The following is a 20,591-nucleotide window of genomic DNA, read 5'->3' on the forward strand; positions in this document are numbered from 1 at the left end:
CAAAAACTTACAAGTTATTGGTTTAGTCTCCAAACCTAGTCCGGGCGGTTCTAGGCGGCGGCCGGGTCCTTCATCTGAAAATAGTCGCGCCAGGCGACGATCTGGCCGTCCCGGAACTCGATGATGCCCATGTACGGATGGGAGACGCTGACGCCGTCGGCGTTGACGTAGTCCTCCTGCCCCTCGGTCAGGACCATGTCTCCGTTCTCGGCCCAGTTCACGAGCGTCCACTTCGTCGCCGAGTGGTTGGCCCAGTATTTGGTGATGAATTTATCGACCCAGTCCTTCCCGATCAGGGGGCGGGTGCCGACGTGGTAGTGGTACTCGACGTCGTCGGCGAAGAAGTCGAGGAAGGCGGGTTTGTCGCGCGCCTCCGACACGGCCATGAGCGCCCGCAGACGCTCGATCGGCGTGCTCACGCCGACGCCGCCTGGGTCTCAGGCTTCGCCGGGGCATGGACCTGCGACGTGTCGTAGTAGTCGCGCATCCGGTAGATCAGGCCGTCGCGGACCTGGAAGACCTGGACGAAGGGGTTGTCCATCTTCACGCCGGTCGCGCGATCGACCAGGACCTCCATGCCCTCGACGAACAGGACTTCGCCGTTTTCGGCTGAATGGGTGACGCGCCACTCCTGCTGGTCGAAGCCGGCCTCGTAGTTGGAGAGGAATTTCCGCATCTTGTCCTTGCCGACGGCCGGACGTTTGGTCGGGTGCCAGTGGTATTCGATGTCGTCGGCGAGGGTGGCGATGAAGCCCTCCACGTCGCGCTTCTTCCAGGCGGCCATCATGGCCTCCACGACCTTCATGTTGTCAGCCACGCGTCGTCTCCCATGCGTTCTCGTTGGAGAAACGCTAGGACCATAAGTCTGCTAATGCAAGCGCTGTGAGGTCGCTTTCAAACCCGGACTGACCTCACGCCGAAGTCTTGATCCGCCCCGCCTTCATCACCACCGTCTCGAGTGTCAGACGGCCCTTGCATGCGCTGCAACTGATCTGCGGATTCAGCGGCTCTCCGCAGACGTGCCGGATCTTGACGGGCGGCCCGGCCCGATCTTTCAGGTGGGTGTCGGCCCAGGTCATCATGGCCAGGGCATGGGGATAGAGGTCCTGGCCCTTCTTGGTGAGCCGGTACTGATAGCGGGGCGGCGTCATTTCATAGAGGCGTCGCTCGAAGATCCCCGACATCTCCAGTGTTCGCAGACGGTCGGTCAGGATGTTGGAAGCGATGCCGAGAACGCCCTGGATCTCGTCGAAGCGGTGCAGGCCGAAATACTGGACGCTGACCACAAGGGCAGTCCAGCGGTCGCCGAGCAGATCGACCAGTTCGATAGTCGGCGCCTCATCGTTCGGCTGGCGGCGACGATGCATCCGCTGCACGGGCAACCGCTCCATCCCCTGTCCGGGACCTTCGGTGTAGGTGCAGGTGTGCAGGGTGAGGGGCTCGCCACAGCCGCCACAGCGTAGTTCGGGCAGCATGGGCTTGCCGCACTCCGTGTGGGAGAAGACGGTCGGGGCCCGGCCGCCGGTCACGCCCCAGCGCACGCCCCAGCCCCACATCAGCATCATGGAATCGAACAGGCCGAGGCCGCGCGGCGTCAGGTGATAGGCCATGCGCACACCCTCGTCGCGGTGGGGCTTCTTGACCAGGATGCCGTGGCGCTCGAGGGCGGCGAGCCGGCTGGACAGGGTCGAGCGGGCGCCGCCCAGACGGGCATGGAATTCCTCGAACCGTGTGGCCCCCAGAAAGGCCTCCTGGACGACCAACAGGCTCCATCGATCGCCCAAAGCATTGAGGGCCCGGTTGACGGAGCTCTTTGGAACCAGACGAATTTTCGGCGCGATGCGGGACATTCTCCCTATTAGGCGCCGCCGTCAGGTCTTATCAAGCAACCGACAATTTCTGACGTCGAACCACCAGCCCGGCCGCCTCCCGGTCGAAGGTCGCGGCGGTGACGCCCTGGTCGCGCAGGCCGGTCTTCTGGATCTTGTTGGTCGGGGTCTTGGGCAGTGCGGTTTCGACCCGGACGTAGCGAGGCACCATGAAATGGGTCATGCGCGGGATCAGCCATTCGATCAATTCGCGCGGGTCGATCCGGGCCCCGTCGACAGGCGCCACGGCCACCATGACCTCCTGTTCGCCGCCTGGGAGGTCGACGCCGTAGGCGGCGCATTCGCGGACGGCCGGGTGGGCGACGACCTCGATCTCGATCTCCAGCGAGGACATGTTCTCGCCGCGTCGGCGGATCGCATCCTTCTTGCGATCGACGAAGAAGAAGCAGCCCTCGGCGTCGCGCCACATCAGATCGCCGGTGTGGAACCAGCCGTTGCGCCAGGCCCGGGCCGTCGCCTCCGGATCGCCGAGGTAACCGCTGAACAGCGTCCAGGGATTGTCCGAGCGGATCACCAGTTCGCCGGGCTGGCCGTGTGGAACCTCGTTGTCCTGGTCGTCCACGATGCGGCACTCCATGCCGACGCGCACCCGACCGCAGGAGCGCATCACCGGATCGTTGACTGCGCTGATCAGCGGGCCCGACACCTCCGTCATGTTGAACCCGGACAGGTAGTCGAAACCGAACCGCTTTCCGAGCGCGGCCGTATCCTCGTTGATCGGTGACAGGGTCACCATGCGAAGGGGATTGTCGGCGTCGTCGGCCTTCGGCGGCTCCTTCATCAGGAAGGAGGTGAGGGCCCCGATCAGGCCGGAGCAGACGGTCGAGCCCGTCTCGCGCACCGTTTCCCAGAACCGGCGCGTGTCGAAGGCCTCGAACAGGGCCACCGAGCCTCCGCAGGCCACCGCCGCCGTGATCGCCGCGATGCCGCCGACGTGGAACATCGGCAGGTTCACCAGCATCCGGTCGGACTGGACCATATAGCCGTAGGTCACCTTGGCCGTGGTCCACTCCTGAACATAGGAGGTGATCACCGCTTTCGACGGACCGGTGGTGCCGGAGGTGAAGATGATCACCGGGGGGTCCCAGGGATGCTGGGGCACGGGGGTGCAGGCGGCGGGATCGCCGTCCAGAGCGGACGCGACCTCGATCTTTACGGGCAGGTTCAAGGGCGCGGAAGGCCCGGTCAGGATCAGACGTTCGGCTGCACCCAGCGACAGGCCCTCCAGACGGGGCGCGAGATCGGGGTGGACGATCATCACCTTCGCGCCGGTCTTGCCGATGGCGTGTTCCAGCAGCTTGCCGCGGAAACTGGTGTTGATGGGCGCCAGCACCGCGCCCGCATAGTTGGCGCCAAACCAGGCACGCAGCAGCGCCGGTCCATTCGGGGCCCAGGCCGCGACGATGTCCCCGCCGTTGACGCCGCGCGCCTGCAGGGCGGCGGCGGTTGATAACGCTCGCCGGCGCGTCTCGGCCCAGGTCCAGGTCTCGCCGCTCTCGAAGCGGATGAAGACCACCTCCGGCGTTTCGGCGGCCCAGCGGTCGATCAGCCGGGGAATGACACAGTCCTCGGCAGAGGGCGGAGCCGGGTCGAACCAGGGGAGGGAGAGGCGCTGATCCTCAGCCAGGCCGCTCATCGGGCCGGCTCCTGCCACTCACGGGCCTCCTCGACGCTGTCCCGGAAGGGTTTCAGCGCCCGGCCCAGCAGGAAGGAGGCGAGGGTGATGGTGACGCCACTGACGATGGCCAGCGACAGGCCGATGTTCTCGTCGCCGCCCAGGAAATTGTCGCTGATCGCAGCCACGATGGTGGGGCCGAGGCCCAGGGAGATCAGGTTGCCGATCAGGAAATAGATGGCCGTGATTTGCGCTCGCAGCTGGTTCGGGGCGACGGCCTGCAGCGCCGTGGCCGGGAGGCTGTTCATAACGCCGGCGAAGAAGCTGAAGCCTGCGAGCGCAGCGATGGCCATGCCCTGCGTCGGCATCAGCGGCATGGCGACGGCAAAGGGAAGGCTGGCGATCAGCGCCAGGATGGCGACCCGGACCGGCGCGTCGGTCCGGCCCTTGCTGGCGAACCAGTCGGTCATCCAGCCGCCGACCAGAACGCCCGGGGTGGCGGCGGCCAGCAGCACGACCCCGTAGGCGAATCCGACTTCGGCGGGCGTCATGCCGTGCTGGCGGATCAGTACCGCCGGCGCCCAGGCCAGATAGGAGATGCCGGCCATGCCGAAAATCGAGAAGGCCATGATCAGGACATAGAAGGTCGACTTTCGGGACCACATGTATTTGAGGACCCCGGCCTGGACGCCCGACCTGGTCACGCCGTGACGCGGTGGTTCTCGAACGATGATGAACAAGGCGGCGATCAGCAGGCCCGGCGCCCCGACGATGACGAAGGTCTGCTGCCAGGGCGCCAGTTCGCCGACGAAGGGCAGTTGCATCGCTCCCGCCTGGGCGATGGCGTCGATCACCGCTCCGCCGATCATCAGGGCCAGCCCGGCGCCGAGGTAGGGGGCCATCGAATAGACAGCCAGGGCGCGCGCGCGCTGACGCGGCGGGAAATAGTCGGAGATCATCGAATAGGCGGCGGGCGAGAGGGCGGCCTCGCCGATGCCGACGCCGATGCGCGCGGCGAACAAGGCCCAGAAGCTGTTGGCCAGACCGCAGGCCACGGTCATCACGCTCCACACCACGATGCCCCAGAAGATGATCCAGCGTCGGCTGCCCCGATCCGCCAGCCTGGCCAGGGGCACGCCCATGACGGTGTAGAACAGGGAGAAGGCGATCCCGGCCAGCAGGCTGAACTGGGTATCGGTGATGGTCAGATCGGCCCGGATAGGCTGAACCAGCAGGGTGAGGATCTGGCGATCAATGAAGCTGGAGGTGTAGGCCACCATAAGGGCCGCGACCGCGAACCAGGCCCAGCCGGAATGGGGCCATATCCTCGGCGCCGCCGGTTGCCCTGCGCCTGTCACACCATCACCCACGCTCATGCCGCGATCCCGTTCAATCTCAAGATGAAAGTGACTTTCGCAGTTGCGAGATGACCGCCCGTTCGTTGCGCCCTCGCGTCACCGATCCTGTCGGTCGATCGTGGCACGAAGGTGTATGAACGGCGATAATACACTCGCAACTCCCTGTTGTCGCACAAGGTATCGCCCGAAAATCCCCCGTACCGCCGGTCGGTCCCGACGGACACAACCTCAGTTCGGCTGGACCGTGTCACCTTGCTCACACTGAAGCACACAAGTCGGTCTGATTACAAAAGCTATTTGACAGTCTCAATTCGCCAGTTACACATTGTCACCAGAAGCACCTCGGCTAACGGGGGCTCATGGGAGGATTGGGCGTGAATATCAGAGGCACAGTCAGCGTATCCGCATTGCTCATCGCCGCGACGCTTTCCGCGACGCCGACCCTGGCCCAGACCGCCCCTGCCGGTCAGGAGGCGACGGTCGTCGATGAGATCATCGTCACCGCCACACGGCGGGCGCAGCGTCTGATAGAGGCGCCGGTCGCCGTGACCGCCGTCAGCGGCGAGCAGCTGGAGAACTCCGGCATCAGCGACATCCGTGAGTTGGCCAGTCTGGCCCCCAGCGTTCAGTTCCAGACGCCCGGCGGCGGTGCGGACTCCTCGATCCGCATCCGGGGCGTGGGCACCACCTCGACCAATCCGGGCCTGGAATCCTCCGTCGGTGTCATCATCGACGGCGTCATCAGGGCCCGAACGGGGGTCGCCCTTTCGGAATTGGGCGACCTTCAGGGCATCGAGATCCTCAGGGGCCCGCAGGGCACCCTGTTCGGGCGGAACACCTCGTCAGGCATCATCAATGTCACAACGAAACAGCCGGATTTCAACGGTATCAGCGGCAACATCACCGGGTCCTACGGCAACTTCAACGATCGCCGGATCTCGGGCGCCGCGAACTTCCCGCTGGTCGACGATGAACTGGCCCTGCGCATCGAGGGCAGCTACGAGCTGCGTGACGGCTTCCATTCAGATGCCAACTCGGGCGAGAGCCTGGACAATCTCGACCGCCAGTTCGTGCGCGGCAAGCTGCTGTGGCGTCCGTCCGAGACCCTGAGCTGGACCTTCGCGGCCGACTACACCAACCGCAATGAGAACTGCTGCGTGGCGCTTCTGGCCATCGCCGGCCCGACCTACAATCTGGTCAACCAGCTGGCGGCCGCGCGCGGCGGCATCGGCTACCCCTCGACCAATCCGTTCGACCGGCGCGCCTCCAAGAACAACATCCGCCAGAACCAGGAGGACATCGAGGATATGGGCGTGTCCGCCTCGGCCGAGTGGGATCTGGGCTGGGCGAAGCTGAACTCGGTCAGCGCTTTCCGCAGCTGGGAAGCCTTCCGCTCCCAGGACTTCGACCACTCGGGCGCCGACCTCGGGTTCTTTGCGCCCGACGGCCTGCACCAGAAATTCGACGTTCTGACCCAGGAGCTGCGTCTACAGGGTGAAAACGGCCGTCTCGACTGGCTAGTGGGCCTGTTCTACTCCGACGAGACGGTGCTGAACGACAGCGCCTTCCGGATGGGCGCCGACTATCCGCTGATCTACGGCGGCGCGGCGACCTTCCAGGCCTCGACCCTGGCGGCATTCAAGCCCGGCGACGGCGCGCGGGGCATCGGCGAGCAGAGCGGACAGGACGTCTCCCTGTTCACCCACAACGTCTTCCGCGTCACGGATGCGCTCAGCATTACTGCAGGCCTGCGCTACACGCAGAACGACAAGGAGATCAGTTACCGGGGCGAGAACTTCAACCCGGCCTGCGACAGTGCCGTCCGCACCAGTGACGCCGCCGGCATTACCCGGTTCTGCGCCCCCTTCTGGGACACGCGCCTGAACCCCTCGGGCGACACGGACGCGCGCACCGAAGAGGCCACGACCGGAACGGTGAACATCGCCTATCGGGTCAGCCAGTCGCTCAACACCTATGCGTCCTACTCGCGGGGCTACAAGTCTGGCGGCTACAACTTCGACCGCGCCGCCTTCACGACCCCGGCGACGCCCAACGCCGCCGACCTTGCTTTCGTCGAGGAGACGGTCGACGCCTATGAGATCGGCATCAAGGGCGAGTTCTTCAATCGCTCGCTGCGCGCCAACTTCGCCGCCTTCCACCAGACGTTCGAAGGCTTCCAGCTGATCGAGTTCACGGGCGTCAGCTTCGTGGTCCGTTCGCTGGCCGAGGTCATCACCAAGGGCGCCGAGCTGGAAGTCACCTGGGAGCCGACCCCCGGCCTGACCCTGACCAACGGTCTCAGCTATACGGACGCCTACTATCCGACGAACGTACTGAACCGTCAGTATTCCGGCCGGGAGCTGGAGCAGTCGCCGGACTGGGTCAACGTCTCGTCGGTCACCTGGGAGTTCCCGATCGGCGACAGCCTGACCGGGGTCGCCTATGCCGACGCCCGCTACTCTTCCGAGTTCTTCACCGGCGGGTTCGACCCGAACCGCGTACAGGACAGCTTCACCACCGCCAACGTCCGCTTCTCCCTGCGGGACGCGAACGAGGCCTGGCAGCTGGACGTCTTCGCCCGGAACGTCTTCGACCAGGACTACTATCGCCGCGTGATCCCCGCGACCTTCCAGGCGGGATCCTACTCGGCCTTCCTAGGCGACCCCCGCACCTACGGGGTCACCCTGCGGCGCAACTTCTGAGCCGCTTCTTCCGGGTTTTCCTGACCTGAGACACCTGGGCCCCGCTGTGTGAGCAGCGGGGCCTGTTTTTTGCGTGCGGATCACTAAGCGGTGGTTTCCCTCCCCTGCAGGCGGAGGGAGAACCAGCGCGACGTCAGAACCCCATCTGCTTCGCCGCCAGGTCGCGCAGGATCTCTTCCGAACCCCCGCCGATGACGAAGATGCGGGCCTCGCGATAGATGCGTTCGACCCGGTTGCCGCCGGTGTAGGCGCGGCCGCCGAGAACCTGCAGGCTCTCACGCGCGCAGTGCTCCAGCGTCATCGTCGCCTGGACCTTCAGCAGGGCCAGATCCGCGACCGGAACCTCTCCACGGCCGAAGCGCCAGACCAGGATATCGAGCATGGCGTAGGCGACCTTGATGCGCTGGACCATGTCCACGATCTTGTGGCGCATGACCTGGTGGTCGATCAGCCGTTTGCCAAAGGTCTGGCGCTCGCGAGCGAAGGCGATGGCCTCGGCGACGCAGGTCCGGGTCATGGCGAGGGTGGCGGCGATGCCGGAGAACCGCTCGATGTTGAACTGGCTGGCGAGGCCGGCGAATCCCCGGTTCTCGACGCCGACCAGATTGCTCACGGGCACTTCGACGTTGTCGAAGTTCAGCCAGCCGTTGTTTCGGTTGTACCATTGCAGGCCGGGCAGGGAGCCGCGTGTCACGCCCGGCCGATCCGTCTCGATCAGCAGCATCGACAGGCCGCCCATGCCCGGGCCGCCGGTGCGAACCGCCGTCAGCAGAAAGTCGGCCTTCATGGCGCCGGAGATCAGGGTCTTGCCGCCGTTGACAACGAAGACGTCGCCCTTGCGCTCAGCGGTCGCCGTGAAGCCCGACACGTCGGACCCGCCGCCGGGTTCGGTAACAGCGAAGGCAATTTTCTTGTCCCCGGCCAGCACGGGCCGGGCGACGCGGCCCAGCATTTCGGGCGTTCCGCCATTGATGATGGGCGGCAGGGCGATCCAGGGCGTGGCGAGGTCGGCGAAAACCACGCCTGAGCCCATGCGGAAGAACTCCTCGGCGAAGATGATCCGATGCCACAGGTCGACGTTCTCGCCGGTGCCGCCCAGGTCGTCACGGAAGCCCATGCCGCTGATCCCTTCCCGGGCGGCGTCGTTGTAGAGGCTGTCGGGGAAGTCGGAGACCGCGTCCCATTCGTCCAGATGCGGCGCGATATAGCCGTTCACGAAGCTGCGCAGTTTGCTCCGCCAGGCGTCATGCTCCGGCGTCATGAAGGGGCTGGGCGGCCTTAGGCCGTCAAAATCGAGCGCGGGCGGGGTATGATCGGCCATGGTCGTTTCCCTCAACTGCCGGCGTGTCCGGCATCGCTTTCACTTTCATACTAATCCCCCCTCGCCATCCGCCGCAAGCATGGTATGCTAACGCAACCCACTGGGCGACGGCCCGGCGGCTTGAGGAGCGACCGATGGGACTGGAACAGACGGGCGAGGCCCGCACATCCTTCAAGGACGGCGTCGCACAGACGCCGTTGAAGGTCACACTGACCGACCGCGAGCATCCCTATATGCAGGGCGCCTGGACGCCTCAGCACTATGAGCACACTGCCGACGACATGCAGGTCATTGGGGTGATCCCGACCGATATCGACGGCGTCTATGTGCGCAACACCGAAAACCCGGTGCATCAGCCTCTCGGCCGCTATCATCCTTTTGACGGCGACGGCATGCTGCATGCGATCTCGTTCAGGGACGGCAAGGCCAGTTATCGCAACCGCTTCGTCCGCACCAAGGGCTTCGAGGCGGAGCAGGAGGCGGGTCGCGCCCTGTGGGCCGGTCTGGCCGAGCATCCGTCGCTGTCCGAGAAGCCCGGCTGGGGCGCTCACGGGGGGCTGAAGGACTCGTCCTCGACCGATGTCATCATTCACGCCGGCGCCATCCTCTCGACCTTCTACCAGTGCGGCGAGGCCTATCGGATCGATCCCTATACGCTGGAGCCGATGGGTACGGACGGCTGGTGCCCGCCGGAGGGTATCTCGGCCCACCCCAAGGTCGATCCGAAGACGGGCGAACTGCTGTTCTTCAACTATTCCAAGGCCGCGCCCTACATGCACTACGGCGTTGTCGGCGCCGATAATCGGCTGAAGCACCTCACACCCGTGCCCCTGCCCGGGCCGCGCCTGCCGCACGACATGGCCTTCACTACGAACTGGTCGATCCTCAACGACTTCCCCCTGTTCTGGGAGCAGGATCTGCTGCCAAAGGGCTTCCACGTCGCCCGCTTCCACGCCGACTTGAAGTCCCGCTTCGGCCTGGTTCCGCGCTTCGGCGGCGAGAATGACGTCCGCTGGTTCGAGGGCGACGCCACCTACGTCCTGCACTTCCTGAACGCCTGGGAGGACGGCGACACTGTCGTTCTGGACGGCTATTTCCAGGACAATCCGGTGCCCAAGACCAGTCCGGACGCCTGGCCCGGGCATGAGCGGATCATGACCTTCCTGGATCAGAACATGCTGGAGCCCAAGCTGCACCGCTGGCGCTTCAACCTGACGACGGGCGAGACGACGGAACAGCGGCTCGACGACCGGGTGCTGGAGTTCGGCATCATCAGCAACCAGTTCGCTGGCGTGAAATACCGCTACGCCTATTCCGCGGTGTCCAGGCCCGGCTGGTTCCTGTTCACCGGACTGGTCAAGCACGACATGGATTCGCTCGAGAGCTGGGCCATCGACTTCGGGCCGGAACGGTATGGCTCGGAGCCCGGCTTCGCGCCGCGTGTCGGGGCGACCGAGGAGGACGACGGCTACCTGATCACCTATGTCACCGACATGATTGAGGACCGGTCCGAATGCGTCATCTATGATGCGCGCAAACTGGCCGACGGTCCGGTGGCGCGCATCATTCTGCCGGGGCGGATCTCCAGCGGCACCCATGCGACCTGGGAGCAGGGCGCGACCATCCGGGCCTCGAAGGCGATGCTGGCGGCCAAGGCAGCGTAAGGATAACCTGACATGACCTATATCCTCGGCGGCTGGCAGTCGGACTTCGCGCGCAACTATGCTCGCGAGGGGCTGGAGATCGGCGACGGCTTCGCGGAGGCTGTCCACGGCGCCCTGGCCGAGACCGGTCTGGAGCCCGAGGACATCGACGTGGGCCACGTCGGCAACTTCGTCGGCGACCTGTTCACCGGGCAGGGGATGCTGGGCGGCTTCTTCGCCATGGCCGACGAGCGGTTCACCGGCATGCCCGCCTCGCGCCACGAGGCCGCCTGCGCCTCGGGCAGTCTGGCCATCATGGCCGCCGCCGCCGATATCGAGTCCGGCCGCTACGGCACGGCCATGGTCCTGGGTCTGGAGATGATGCGCAATGTCCCCGGCGTGACGGCCGCCGAGCATCTGGGCGCTGCGGCCTGGGCCGGGCACGAATATCTGGACGCGACCTACGCCTGGCCACGCGCCTTCTCGGACCTGACCGAGGAATACGACCGCCGCTACGGCATCGACGAGGCGCACCTGCGTCGCATCTCGCAAATCAATTTCGAGAACGGCCGGCGCAATCCGAATGCCCAGACCCGCAACTACAGCTTCTCGAACGCCAGCTTCACCGACGACGACGAGGCCAACCCGGTCATTGAGGGCCGCGTCCGCAAGACCGACTGCGGCCAGGTCACCGACGGCGCCGCTGCGGTCATCCTGGCCTCACCCGAGCGCGCCGCTGAGTATGCCCGGAAACGCGGAATCCCGCTGGAGAGCATCCCCCGCATCAAGGGCTGGGGCCACCGCAACGCGCCGATCGACTACGGCCGCAAGATCAAGGCCAGCGAGGGCCAGCCCTATGTCTTCCCGCAGGTGAAGCGCGCCATCGACGACGCCCGCGCCCGGGCCGGTCTCGACCTGTCGGGCATCGACGCGGTGGAGACCCACGACTGTTTCTCCATGACCGAATATATGGCCATCGACCACCTGGGCCTGACCGCCCCGGGCGAGAGCTGGAAGGCGATCGAGGCCGGCGACATCGAGATGGGCGGGAAACTGCCGATCAATGCCTCTGGCGGGCTGATCGGCTGCGGGCATCCGGTGGGAGCCACGGGCGTGCGAATGGCGCTGGATGCCTTCAAGCAGACCACGGGTACGGCCGGCGACTATCAGGTCGAGGGTGCGAAGACCGTCCAGACCCTCAACATCGGCGGATCGACCACGACGACGGTCAGTTTCGTGGTGGGGGTTTAGGGCGCCCTGTTTCCGTGTATCTCCGCGAAGGCGGGACCAAGTGCTTTGGGCGATGGGACTCATCGCGTGCGCGTTGACCCGGATACCACGCACCGTGCTCTTGGCTAAAACCTGGGTCCACGCCTTCGCGGGGATGCACGGATGTTAGCGCACCGCCCGGATCGCGACGCCGACGGTCCCCTGAGCCACCACCAAGCCCTTATCAGAACGTACCTCTGCCGCGACCACGGCCTTGCGGTCGTCCCGATAGATGACCGTCCCCGTCGCCTCCAGCCGCGCTGTCTCGCTGGGCGCGGCGTTCAGGAACCGCATTGTCAGATCGCTCGTCACCAGGGTCTGGCCGGGCTTCAGAATGCTCATCACCGCCGCCCCGCCGGCCATGTCGATCAGGGCCGCCGTCACTCCGCCATGGACCAGGCCGATGAAGTTGGCGTGACCCGGGTCGATGTCGAGCGCCACCCGCACGAAGCCTTCGCGCGCCTCTACCGGATGCGCGCCCAGTCGCTTCAGGAAGCCGCCGACCCCGTCGCCCGCCGCCATCCAGCGCCGCAGCAGGTCCAGTCCGTCGAGGGTCGGATCCAGCAGGAACCGGACAGGTTCGCTCACGCCGCCCCGCGCAGGGCCGGACGCTTGGATGTCTTGCGTTCGAAGCGCTCGATTGCGGCGATGTACTCTCGCTCAAGCTGGCTGACGACGTCGGCGACCGGCTCCACGGCCTTGACCGACTTGACGCCCTGGCCGGCGGCCCAGATGTCGCGCCAGCGCTTGTTGTCGCCGCCGGATGCATAGTTGCGCTCGGCCGGGCCGCCCAGATTGTCAGGGTCGTGACCGGCGGCCGCCAGCGATGGCTTAAGCCAAGAGGCGGCAGTGCCGGTGACCGAGTCCGACACCACCAGATCGTCCGGCCCGGAGTCGATGACCATCTGTTTGTAGGCCGGCTGGGCCATGCTCTCGGTCGTCGCAAGGAAGCGGGTGCCCATGTAGACGAAGTCCGCCCCGGCCGCGACCGCTCCTGCGATCCCGGCCCCGTCGCCCACGCCGCCGCCGACCGCGATATAGCCGTCAAAGAACTCACGCACCGCCGAGATGAAGGCGAAGGGCGACAGGTGCCCGGTGTGTCCGCCCGCGCCCGCGCTCACACAGGTCAGACCGTCGACCCCGGCAGCTGCAGCCTTCTTCGCCAAGGTCATGGAGATGACGTCGGCGAACACCAGCCCGCCGTAGGCCTTGACCGTCTCCATCACCGGCTTCGGCGACCCCAGGGCGGTGATCACGACTGGCGGCTTGTACTGAGCCACCAGGCGCAGATCCTCGGCCAGACGCGCATTCGTCGAATGTGTGATCAGGTTGGCGATCCAGGGCGCGTCGCCGGGCTTCAGGGCTCCGGTGATCCGGGCCATCCAGCCATCAAGGTCCTCGACCGTGCGGCAATTGGTGGTCGGGAAGGCCCCGCCGATCCCGGCCTTGCAGGCGGCGATGACCATCTCTGGTCCAGAGACCAGGAACATGGGCGCGGCGAAGACGGGGAGGCGAAGCGTGTCGAAGGGGGGGGTCATACGGTCTCGGTCTGGTTGAAGGCAGCGCGCAGGTCGCGTTTCAGCACCTTGCCCACCGGATTGCGGGGCAGGGCGTCCAGCGTTTCCAGCCGCTCGATCTGCTTGTAGACGGCGACCTGACGCTCGACGGTGAGGAAGCGATTGATCTCTTCCATCGTCGCCGTCTGGCCTGGCCGATAGACGACGAAGGCCGCCAGACGCTCGCCCAGGTTCGCGTCGGGCGAACCGACCACGGCGGCCTCGGCGATCGCCGGATGGGCGACGAGATGGTTCTCGATCTCCTCGGAAGAGATGTTCATCCCGCCCCGGATGACGATGTCCTTCAGCCGGCCGACGAACTTCAGATACTGCAGCCGGTCGCCGGCCAGTTCGAACAGGTCGCCGGTGCGGAACCAGCCATCCTTGTCGAAAGCCCGGGCATTGATCTCCGGAGCGCGCCAGTAGCCCGAGAAGATGGTCGCGCCCTTGACCCGCAGCTCGCCGGGCTGGCCCGATTGAGTGATCTCCCGCTCCGTCTCCGGATCGACCAGCCGGGTGAAGATCCGGTCATGGAGCAGGCAGTTCCATTTGAACCCGTCGCCCAGGCGCGGAAACAGGGTGGCGCGCTCGGCCGGGTCCGGAATGTCCTTCAGAGCGCTGGGGAAGGAGGCCCCTTCGTTGGAGCCGAAATAGTTGACGATCTGCACGCCGTGCTTCTCGTGGAAGGTCCGCACCATCCATTCCGACAGGGGCGCAGAGCCCGAGCCGATGGACTTCAATCGTTTGAAATCGATGCCCTCCAGCAGCGCCTCGTTCTGCAGCAGCAGGTTCAGCACGGCGGGCGGGGCGACGGTGTAGTCGATCCTCTCCTCGCGGATCTGGCGCAGCAGGATCTGCAGGTCGAACGGCTGGTGCTGGATCAGCACGCCGCCCAGCAGAAGCCAGCCGACGAAGGCCGTCGAGATGCCGGCCATATTGACCATGGGGAACGGGTTCAGAAGCCTCGCCCCCGGCTCCAGGTCCGCTGCGTCGATGACGCCGGCGCCCATGATGATCCATTCGTTATGGCTGCGGGGCACGCCCTTCGGCTGGGCCTCGGTGCCGGACGTCCAGCAGATGGTGACAATGTCATCGGCGGTGATGCGGGCGTCCCTGGCCGCCTTCTGCGCCGCGCGGTGCTGTTTGCCGGTGACCCCGTCCATCAGGGGTTCGAGATCGAGCGCGCCGGCCGGACAGGTCTCGCCCAGGACGAAAACGGTCTTCAGCGTCGGGCAGCGGGCCTTGAGCGCGACGATCATCTGGCCGTGCTGCTGCTTCCCGATCCGGTCGGCGGTGATCGCGGCGACGGCATCGGTCCGGTCGATGATGTAGGCCAGCTCGCTCTCGCGGTACTGGACCGGGGCCGGGCTGGCGATCACGCCGAGACGCAGACAGGCCAGATAGGCGATGCTGAGTTCGGCGATATTGGGCAGCTGGATGACCACGACCTTGTCCTTGGTGATCCCATGCGCGACCAGGACGGCCGCCAGCCGATCGACGGCATGGGCGGTTTCGCGCCAGGTCAGGCGGTCGGGCTGGCCGCCGACGACATCGGCTGCGTTCAACGGATCGACCAGAGCCTCGATGTCAGGATGGGCGGCGACATGTTTCTGGAACAGGTCGTCCAGGGTCTGGTCGCCCCACCAGCCCTTCGACTTCATCTCCTTGATGCGGTCCTTCGGGATCACGATCATGGGACGGTCTCCAGCGTCTTGGATTGGCTTCGGCGGCACAGGGCGCGGACGTCGTCTCGCACCACCTTGCCGACCGGATTGCGGGGCAGGGCGTCCAGCAGGTGCAGCCGCTTGGGCGTGCGCACCGGGCCCATCCGGTCCCGGACGAAGGCGGTGATGGCGGCGGCGTCCGCATCGGGGGCTACAGAGACCGCCGCCTCCAGACGCTCGCCCCAGACGTCGTCGGGCTCGGAAAAGGCGCACGCCTCGCGCACCATCGGATGCAGGTTCAGCGCCGCCTCGACCTCGCCCGGATAGACATTGTAGCCGCCGGTAATGATCAGGTCCTTGGACCGGCCGATGAGATTCAGCAGACCGTTGTCGTCGATCCGGCCGATGTCTCCTGTCTTCAGCCAGCCCTCAAGGCGCAAAGCCGCCGTCAACTCGGGCGCGTCCAGATAGTGGGTCCGGGTCAGGTCGCCGCCGACCACGATCTCGCCCTCGCCCCGCTCGATCAGATCTCCGTTGGCCGTCAGCAAGCGGACGGGCGTGTCCGCGAATGGCCGTCCGACGCTGGCCCTCTTATCGGGATCGGCCATCTCCGCGGGCGACAGTCCGGCGATAGTCATGGGCGCCTCGGTCTGGCCGTACAGGGTGGAGACGACGGGGCCGAAACGGGCGATAGCCTGGGCGATCCGGTCCGGCGACATGGGCGCGGCGGAATAGGTCAGGTGGCGCAGGCGGGGGAAGTCGTCGGGCTGGAACTCGGCCTCGCCCATCAGCAAGGCGATCAGGGTCGGCGGCATGAAGACGGTGGTCACCCTCGTCTTGAGTTCGGTCAGTATCGCCGCGCGGTCGGGTTCGGCCAGCAGGATGTGCGCTCCGCCCGCCGCCAGCACCGGCAGGACGTAGTGCGATGACCCGTGGGTCAGGGGCGCGACGGCCAGGTTCATGTCGCCGGCAGTGAAACCGTAGAAGTCGGACAGCGAGCGCAACGCCGCCGCGCCGCTGGCCTGGCTCTGGACAACGCCCTTGGGCACGCCGGTGGAGCCGCCGGTGAACTTCAGGGCGAACGGCGCGTCGGGATCATCCGTGATCGGAGGCGGCGTCGCCGCGCCCAGGCCATCCAGCCAGGTCTCCAGCGACAGGGGGTTGGCTGAGGCGCCGGCGGACTCGCTCGATGCGGCGTCGATCAGGGTCAGGGCGAGATTCGCGCGCGCCTGGAAGTCGCTGTTCAAACGGGCGCCGTTGCGGGGATTGAGCGGCGTCCACACCGCGCCGGCCCGGAGGATGGCCAGAGAGGCCACGACGTGGCGCCAGCTGTTCCGCGCGCACAGTCCGACACGGTGGCCCGGTCCGACGCCGCGCGCCGCCAGATCGCCGGCCGCCGCCTCGACCTGTGAGATCAATTCGCTGTGGGTCAGGGTCACATCGCCATCGAACAGGGCGGGACGATCGGCCTTGGCGGCCCGGTTGTCATAGAGGGCGCGGATCGGGTGGATCATGCCGCCCGCTCCAGAATGGTCACGACGGTCGCGGCTTCCTCGACGCCGAGGAAGCCGCCGCCGTTCTCGGCCGCAGCGATGCGCGCCCCCTCGACCTGCCGCGCCCCGGCCTCGCCGCGCAACTGGGTGGCCAACTCGAACAGCTGGGCGATCCCGGTCGCCCCGACCGGATGCCCCTTGGACACGAGACCGCCCGACGGATTGACCGGCGTCCGGCCGCCCAGGGCGAAGTCGCCTGCGCGAAGGCGGGCGCCGACGGTGCCCGGTTCGGCCAGACCCAGGTTCTCGATTTGCTGCACCTCGGCATAGGAGGTGGCGTCATGGACCTCAACGAGATCGACGGCGACCGGCCCGATGCCGGCCTGTTCGTAGGCCTTCGCCGCCGCGCGGCGGCCGATATGATTCTCGAGGTCGTTTGCCGCCCGGTCGCTGGCGCTGACGAGGACGCAGGCGCGCACGCGGACAGCCCGGCCCGGCCCGCACAGGCGCGCCAGACCGGCCGCCGAACAGACCACCGCCGCCGCCGCACCGTCGCTGACAGGGGCGCACATGGCGCGGGTGAAGGGGAAGACCACGGGCTTGTCGGCCAGGACCTGGTCGACCGTCATGGGCGTGCGGTACTGGGCGCGCTCGTTCAGGGCGCCGACGGTGTGGTTCTTGGACGCGATACGGGCGAAGTCTTCCTGGGTCGTGCCGTGGCGAGCCATATGGGCGCGGGCCTGGGCGGCATAGAGGTCCATGAACAGGCTGCGATCGGGCCCGGGGTCCTCGCCGCCCATCGACCGGATATAGGCGACGACCCCCTCGCGGTCGTGGATGTCCGTGCCGCCGGCGAAGGCCGCAGCGACGCGCTCGGGGCGGTCCGGCCAGACCATCTTCTCGACCCCGACGATCAGGGCGATATCGCCCGCGCCGGCCTTGATCCAGTGGATTGCCGAGAGGAGCGCCGTAGAGCCGGAGGCGCAGGCGTTCTCGACGTTCACGACCGGAATACCGGTCAGGCCCAGCGGCCGCAGGGCGATCTGGCCCCGTACCGTGTTCTGGCCCTCCAGCATCGGCTGGCGCGTGTTGGAGAACCAGGCCGCCTCGATGTCGCTGACGGCGGCGCCCGCGTCGGCAAGGGCCGCCTTCACGGCCTCGGCGGTCAGCGACTTGACGCTGTCGTCCGGCCGCTTGCCGAAGCGGGTCATCGAAATCCCGGCGATGAAGACGTCGCCGCTCACGCCCCGGGCCGTCTTCGTTGGACTATGCGGAAACGCGAAGCGACGAAGGCGAGGTCCGCGAGGCAGGCGTTGCCCGCCGGGTTCAGCCCCGTGACGTGATAGTCGCTGTAGGCGGCGGCGAAGTTGATCCACATCGCGCCGGTCAGGTTGATCGACAGGTTCGCTCCGGCGGCCTCGTAGGCGGGCGTGGCGCTGTCGATGAAATCCTCGTCGGTCGAATAGAGGTAGGACGAGATCGACCCCTTCGTCTTCGCCAGCCAGGTCGCCTCCATGACCGCCTCGCCGGCGTCCTTCCTTACCAGGAACAGGACCGGACCGAACCGTTCCTCCGCATACAGATCGCCGTGTTGGCCGTCCTCCACGGCGATGACCAGCGGGGTCAGGGTGCGGGCGGCCGGGAACTGCGGATGGGCGTAGGGTGCGGGTTCGCGGAGCGTCCGCACCCCGGCCAGGTCCGTGACGGCGGCGCGCGCCTCGGCCACGACCGTCAGGGACACCTCGCCCTGGATCGCGCCCATGATGCCGGCCGCCTGCGCGGGGTCGGAGGCGATGGCGTCGATCTCTTCGACGATGGCGGCGGACATGGGCTCGAACAGATCGGGCGCGATGTAGATCACCTGCGGGCTGGTGCACATCTGGGCCGAGAACAGGCTGGACGAACGGGCGACGGCGCGCGCGACGGCGTTGAGATCGGCGACACTCTCGATGACCACCGTGTTGACCCCGGCCGTCTCGGTGAACAGCTGCTTGCCGACGACGGTGCGTTCCAGATAGCCGCCGTAGCGGGGGCTGCCGGTGAAATCGATGATCTGCACGCGCGGGTCGTCGACCAGCGTCTGCGCGACCGGCTCTGTGAGGGTATCGGCGGCGAGCGTCACCAGGTTGGGGTCGAAGCCGAACTCGGCCAGGACCGCGCGGCTGGTCTCGACCACGATGGCCATGGGCAGGATGGCGATGGGGTGCGGCTTGACGATGACCGGATTGCCGGTGGCCAGGCTGGCGAACATCGCCGGATAGGCGTTCCACGTCGGGAAGGAGGCGCAGCAGATCACCAGCCCCACGCCGCGCGGGACCAGCACATAGGTCTTCTCCAGGGTGACCTGTTCACCGGCGAAGGTGCGGCGCCAGGTCGCCGACGGCGCCACATCGCGCATCGCCTTGGCAGCATAGGCGAGCGCCTCGACGCCCCGGTCCAGCGCATTGGGGCCGGAGCCGCTGAACGCCTGGGTATAGCTCTGGCCGGCGACATGCATGACCGCGTGGGCCATCTCGAAATTTCGGTCGTAGAGACGGGCTGCGATCTCCAGGCACAGGGCGATGCGCAGTTCGAAATCGGCCTCGCGCCAGTCGCCCATGGCGCTGACGGCCGAAGCGACCAGGGCCTCCGGATCGCTCTGCGGATAGCGGATGCCGAGCGGCTTCTGGGTAAAGGGCGAGACCTCCTCGCCGACCTCGCCGACGCCGCCGGGCTGGCCCAGGTCGAAGGCCGTGCCCAGACGCGCCTCGAACGCCGCCTTGCCGGCGCCCGGCTTGTCGGGGCCGTGGATCTTCGTGGACGGACTGTCGCTGTAGGGGCTCCAGCTCTTGCGGGTCTCGACCGCGTCGATGGCGCACGCCAGCGTCGGGGCATGGCGCGCGATCAGCGCACTGCGGCGGTCGTCCAGGCTGGTCGCGGACCCGTCCATCAGCCCAGTCGCTCGACAATCATCGCCGAGCCGACGCCCTGAGCTCCGTGCGCCACGACGATGCCGTAGCGTCCTTCGCAGGCGTCGAGCGCATCCAGCAGCGACGACAGCAGGATGGCGCCGGTCGCCCCCATCGGGTGGCCCTTGGCCATGTGGCCGCCGCCGACATTGACCTTGTCGGGGTCGACCTTTCGCTCGCGCATGAACTTGACGATGGTGACGGCGAAGGCCTCCATGAACTCGATCCGGTCCATGTCGTCGAGGCTCAGGTTCGCCCTGGCCAGCGCCCGGTCCATGGCCGTGAACCCGGCGGTCAGGGACGCGGCCGGGTCGCCGCCCGCCTCGGCATAGGCGACGATCTTCGCGCGCGCCCCGGCCGCCTCGCCGGTGACGATGGCGAGGCCGGCGCCGTCGCACATCGGCGGGGCGTGGGCGACGGTGTGTCGGTGGTCGATGACCCTGCCTTCCAGAGCCTCGGCATACTGTTCGCCCAGCGCGCCGAAGGCGGCGGGCATGGCGGCCAGGCTCTCGGCGGTGGTCGAGCCCCGGGCCGGTTCCTCCTTGTCGAGGCCGTTGAGCGGGATTCGGGATTTGACCAGCGGCGTGCCCTCGGCGGCGGCCGTCCTTTGCTGCGAGGTGAGGGCCGCGGCGTCCATCTCCTCGCGGCTGACGCCGAGGTCCTCTGCCAACCGGTCTGCGGCGATGACGACGGGGATGTAGCGGGTGCGCGGCGGGAAGCTGGCGTCCTCGTAGTAGTCGGCCTTGTCACCCATGAAAGGCACGCGCGACATCATCTCGACCCCGCCGGCCAGAGCGGTTTTCGCCCCGCCCGCCTCGACCATCTGCGCGGCCTGCCCGATCGCGGTCAGACCCGAGACGCAGTAGTTGTTGATCGAATAGGCATAGGCCTCGTCCGGCAGGCCGGCGTACATCTTGGACACCAGGGCGACGTTCGCGCCCTGCGCCCCGACCTGGCCGACGGCTCCCAGAATCAGGGCGTCGACCTTCCGCGCCGCGCCGCCGTTGCGGGCGTCGAGGGCGTCGATCAAACCGCCGATCAGCTCATGCGGCTTCATCGAGGCCAGGCCTCCGTCGGGGCGGGCCTTGGCGCGCGGCGTGCGCACGGCGTCCAGAATGTATGCGGTCACAAGC

The 20,591-nt window shown here is 67.0% G+C and carries 16 protein-coding genes; 3 read left to right on the top strand and 13 right to left on the bottom strand.

The features are described 5' to 3' along the window. Nucleotides 1-50: 50 nt before the first annotated feature. From ACP7AZ_RS04795 to ACP7AZ_RS04815, 5 genes are all read right to left on the bottom strand, one after another. Nucleotides 51-419: a nuclear transport factor 2 family protein gene (locus tag ACP7AZ_RS04795; protein ID WP_426036582.1), complete on the bottom strand. Its 369-nt coding sequence runs from the start codon at nt 417-419 to the stop codon at nt 51-53. Next, nucleotides 416-817 carry a nuclear transport factor 2 family protein gene (locus tag ACP7AZ_RS04800; protein ID WP_426036584.1) on the bottom strand — a complete coding sequence of 134 codons (402 nt, stop codon included), beginning with the start codon at nt 815-817 and terminating at the stop codon, nt 416-418. Before ACP7AZ_RS04800 ends, ACP7AZ_RS04795 begins: the two co-directional genes overlap by 4 nt. A gap of 94 nt (nt 818-911) precedes the next feature. Next, a complete protein-coding gene (locus tag ACP7AZ_RS04805) occupies nt 912-1,850 on the bottom strand; it encodes a winged helix-turn-helix transcriptional regulator (protein ID WP_426036586.1) in 939 nt (312 codons plus the stop codon). A gap of 31 nt (nt 1,851-1,881) precedes the next feature. Beyond that, nucleotides 1,882-3,525 (bottom strand): AMP-binding protein, encoded by a 1,644-nt coding sequence (locus tag ACP7AZ_RS04810; RefSeq protein WP_426036588.1) that lies wholly within the window; start codon nt 3,523-3,525, stop codon nt 1,882-1,884. After that, the gene (locus ACP7AZ_RS04815) at nt 3,522-4,880 is read right to left on the bottom strand and encodes a spinster family MFS transporter (protein ID WP_426036590.1); all 1,359 of its coding nucleotides are present in this window, start codon (nt 4,878-4,880) and stop codon (nt 3,522-3,524) included. The genes ACP7AZ_RS04810 and ACP7AZ_RS04815 overlap by 4 nt, the downstream gene beginning before the upstream one ends. Nucleotides 4,881-5,236: 356 nt before the next feature. On the opposite strand from ACP7AZ_RS04815, the gene ACP7AZ_RS04820 reads away from it, so the two are divergent. Beyond that, the gene (locus ACP7AZ_RS04820) at nt 5,237-7,564 is read left to right on the top strand and encodes a TonB-dependent receptor (protein WP_426036592.1); all 2,328 of its coding nucleotides are present in this window, start codon (nt 5,237-5,239) and stop codon (nt 7,562-7,564) included. Nucleotides 7,565-7,697: 133 nt separating this feature from the next. Here the strand turns inward: ACP7AZ_RS04820 and ACP7AZ_RS04825 are convergent, their stop codons facing one another. Continuing rightward, complete coding sequence (locus ACP7AZ_RS04825) at nt 7,698-8,885, bottom strand: acyl-CoA dehydrogenase family protein (protein ID WP_426036594.1); 1,188 nt, start codon at nt 8,883-8,885, stop codon at nt 7,698-7,700. A 134-nt stretch (nt 8,886-9,019) separates the two neighbouring features. Here ACP7AZ_RS04825 and ACP7AZ_RS04830 point away from each other — a divergent pair, with 134 nt between their 5' ends. Both ACP7AZ_RS04830 and ACP7AZ_RS04835 read left to right on the top strand, forming a co-directional pair. Beyond that, nucleotides 9,020-10,549 (top strand): carotenoid oxygenase family protein, encoded by a 1,530-nt coding sequence (locus ACP7AZ_RS04830; protein WP_426036596.1) that lies wholly within the window; start codon nt 9,020-9,022, stop codon nt 10,547-10,549. A gap of 12 nt (nt 10,550-10,561) precedes the next feature. After that, complete coding sequence (locus ACP7AZ_RS04835) at nt 10,562-11,779, top strand: acetyl-CoA acetyltransferase (RefSeq protein WP_426036598.1); 1,218 nt, start codon at nt 10,562-10,564, stop codon at nt 11,777-11,779. Between the two features lie 144 nt (nt 11,780-11,923). On the opposite strand, the gene ACP7AZ_RS04840 is transcribed toward ACP7AZ_RS04835, so the two are convergent. Genes ACP7AZ_RS04840 through ACP7AZ_RS04870 form a run of 7 tightly spaced genes read right to left on the bottom strand, consistent with a single transcriptional unit; the run spans nt 11,924 to nt 20,587 of the window. Beyond that, nucleotides 11,924-12,385 carry a PaaI family thioesterase gene (locus ACP7AZ_RS04840; protein WP_426036600.1) on the bottom strand — a complete coding sequence of 154 codons (462 nt, stop codon included), beginning with the start codon at nt 12,383-12,385 and terminating at the stop codon, nt 11,924-11,926. Next, nucleotides 12,382-13,335 (bottom strand): NAD(P)H-dependent flavin oxidoreductase, encoded by a 954-nt coding sequence (locus tag ACP7AZ_RS04845; protein WP_426036602.1) that lies wholly within the window; start codon nt 13,333-13,335, stop codon nt 12,382-12,384. Before ACP7AZ_RS04845 ends, ACP7AZ_RS04840 begins: the two co-directional genes overlap by 4 nt. Beyond that, the gene (locus ACP7AZ_RS04850) at nt 13,332-15,047 is read right to left on the bottom strand and encodes a class I adenylate-forming enzyme family protein (protein WP_426036604.1); all 1,716 of its coding nucleotides are present in this window, start codon (nt 15,045-15,047) and stop codon (nt 13,332-13,334) included. The genes ACP7AZ_RS04845 and ACP7AZ_RS04850 overlap by 4 nt, the downstream gene beginning before the upstream one ends. Continuing rightward, nucleotides 15,044-16,531, bottom strand: coding sequence for a class I adenylate-forming enzyme family protein (locus tag ACP7AZ_RS04855; RefSeq protein WP_426036606.1), 1,488 nt, complete (start codon nt 16,529-16,531; stop codon nt 15,044-15,046). Before ACP7AZ_RS04855 ends, ACP7AZ_RS04850 begins: the two co-directional genes overlap by 4 nt. Next, the gene (locus ACP7AZ_RS04860) at nt 16,528-17,754 is read right to left on the bottom strand and encodes a thiolase family protein (RefSeq protein ID WP_426036608.1); all 1,227 of its coding nucleotides are present in this window, start codon (nt 17,752-17,754) and stop codon (nt 16,528-16,530) included. Before ACP7AZ_RS04860 ends, ACP7AZ_RS04855 begins: the two co-directional genes overlap by 4 nt. After that, a complete protein-coding gene (locus ACP7AZ_RS04865) occupies nt 17,751-19,439 on the bottom strand; it encodes an aldehyde dehydrogenase family protein (RefSeq protein ID WP_426036610.1) in 1,689 nt (562 codons plus the stop codon). Before ACP7AZ_RS04865 ends, ACP7AZ_RS04860 begins: the two co-directional genes overlap by 4 nt. Then, nucleotides 19,439-20,587: an acetyl-CoA C-acyltransferase gene (locus tag ACP7AZ_RS04870; protein ID WP_426036612.1), complete on the bottom strand. Its 1,149-nt coding sequence runs from the start codon at nt 20,585-20,587 to the stop codon at nt 19,439-19,441. The genes ACP7AZ_RS04865 and ACP7AZ_RS04870 overlap by 1 nt, the downstream gene beginning before the upstream one ends. Nucleotides 20,588-20,591: the final 4 nt, after the last annotated feature.

The organism is Brevundimonas sp. DC300-4 (genome assembly GCF_049897365.1).
Classification (GTDB): domain Bacteria; phylum Pseudomonadota; class Alphaproteobacteria; order Caulobacterales; family Caulobacteraceae; genus Brevundimonas.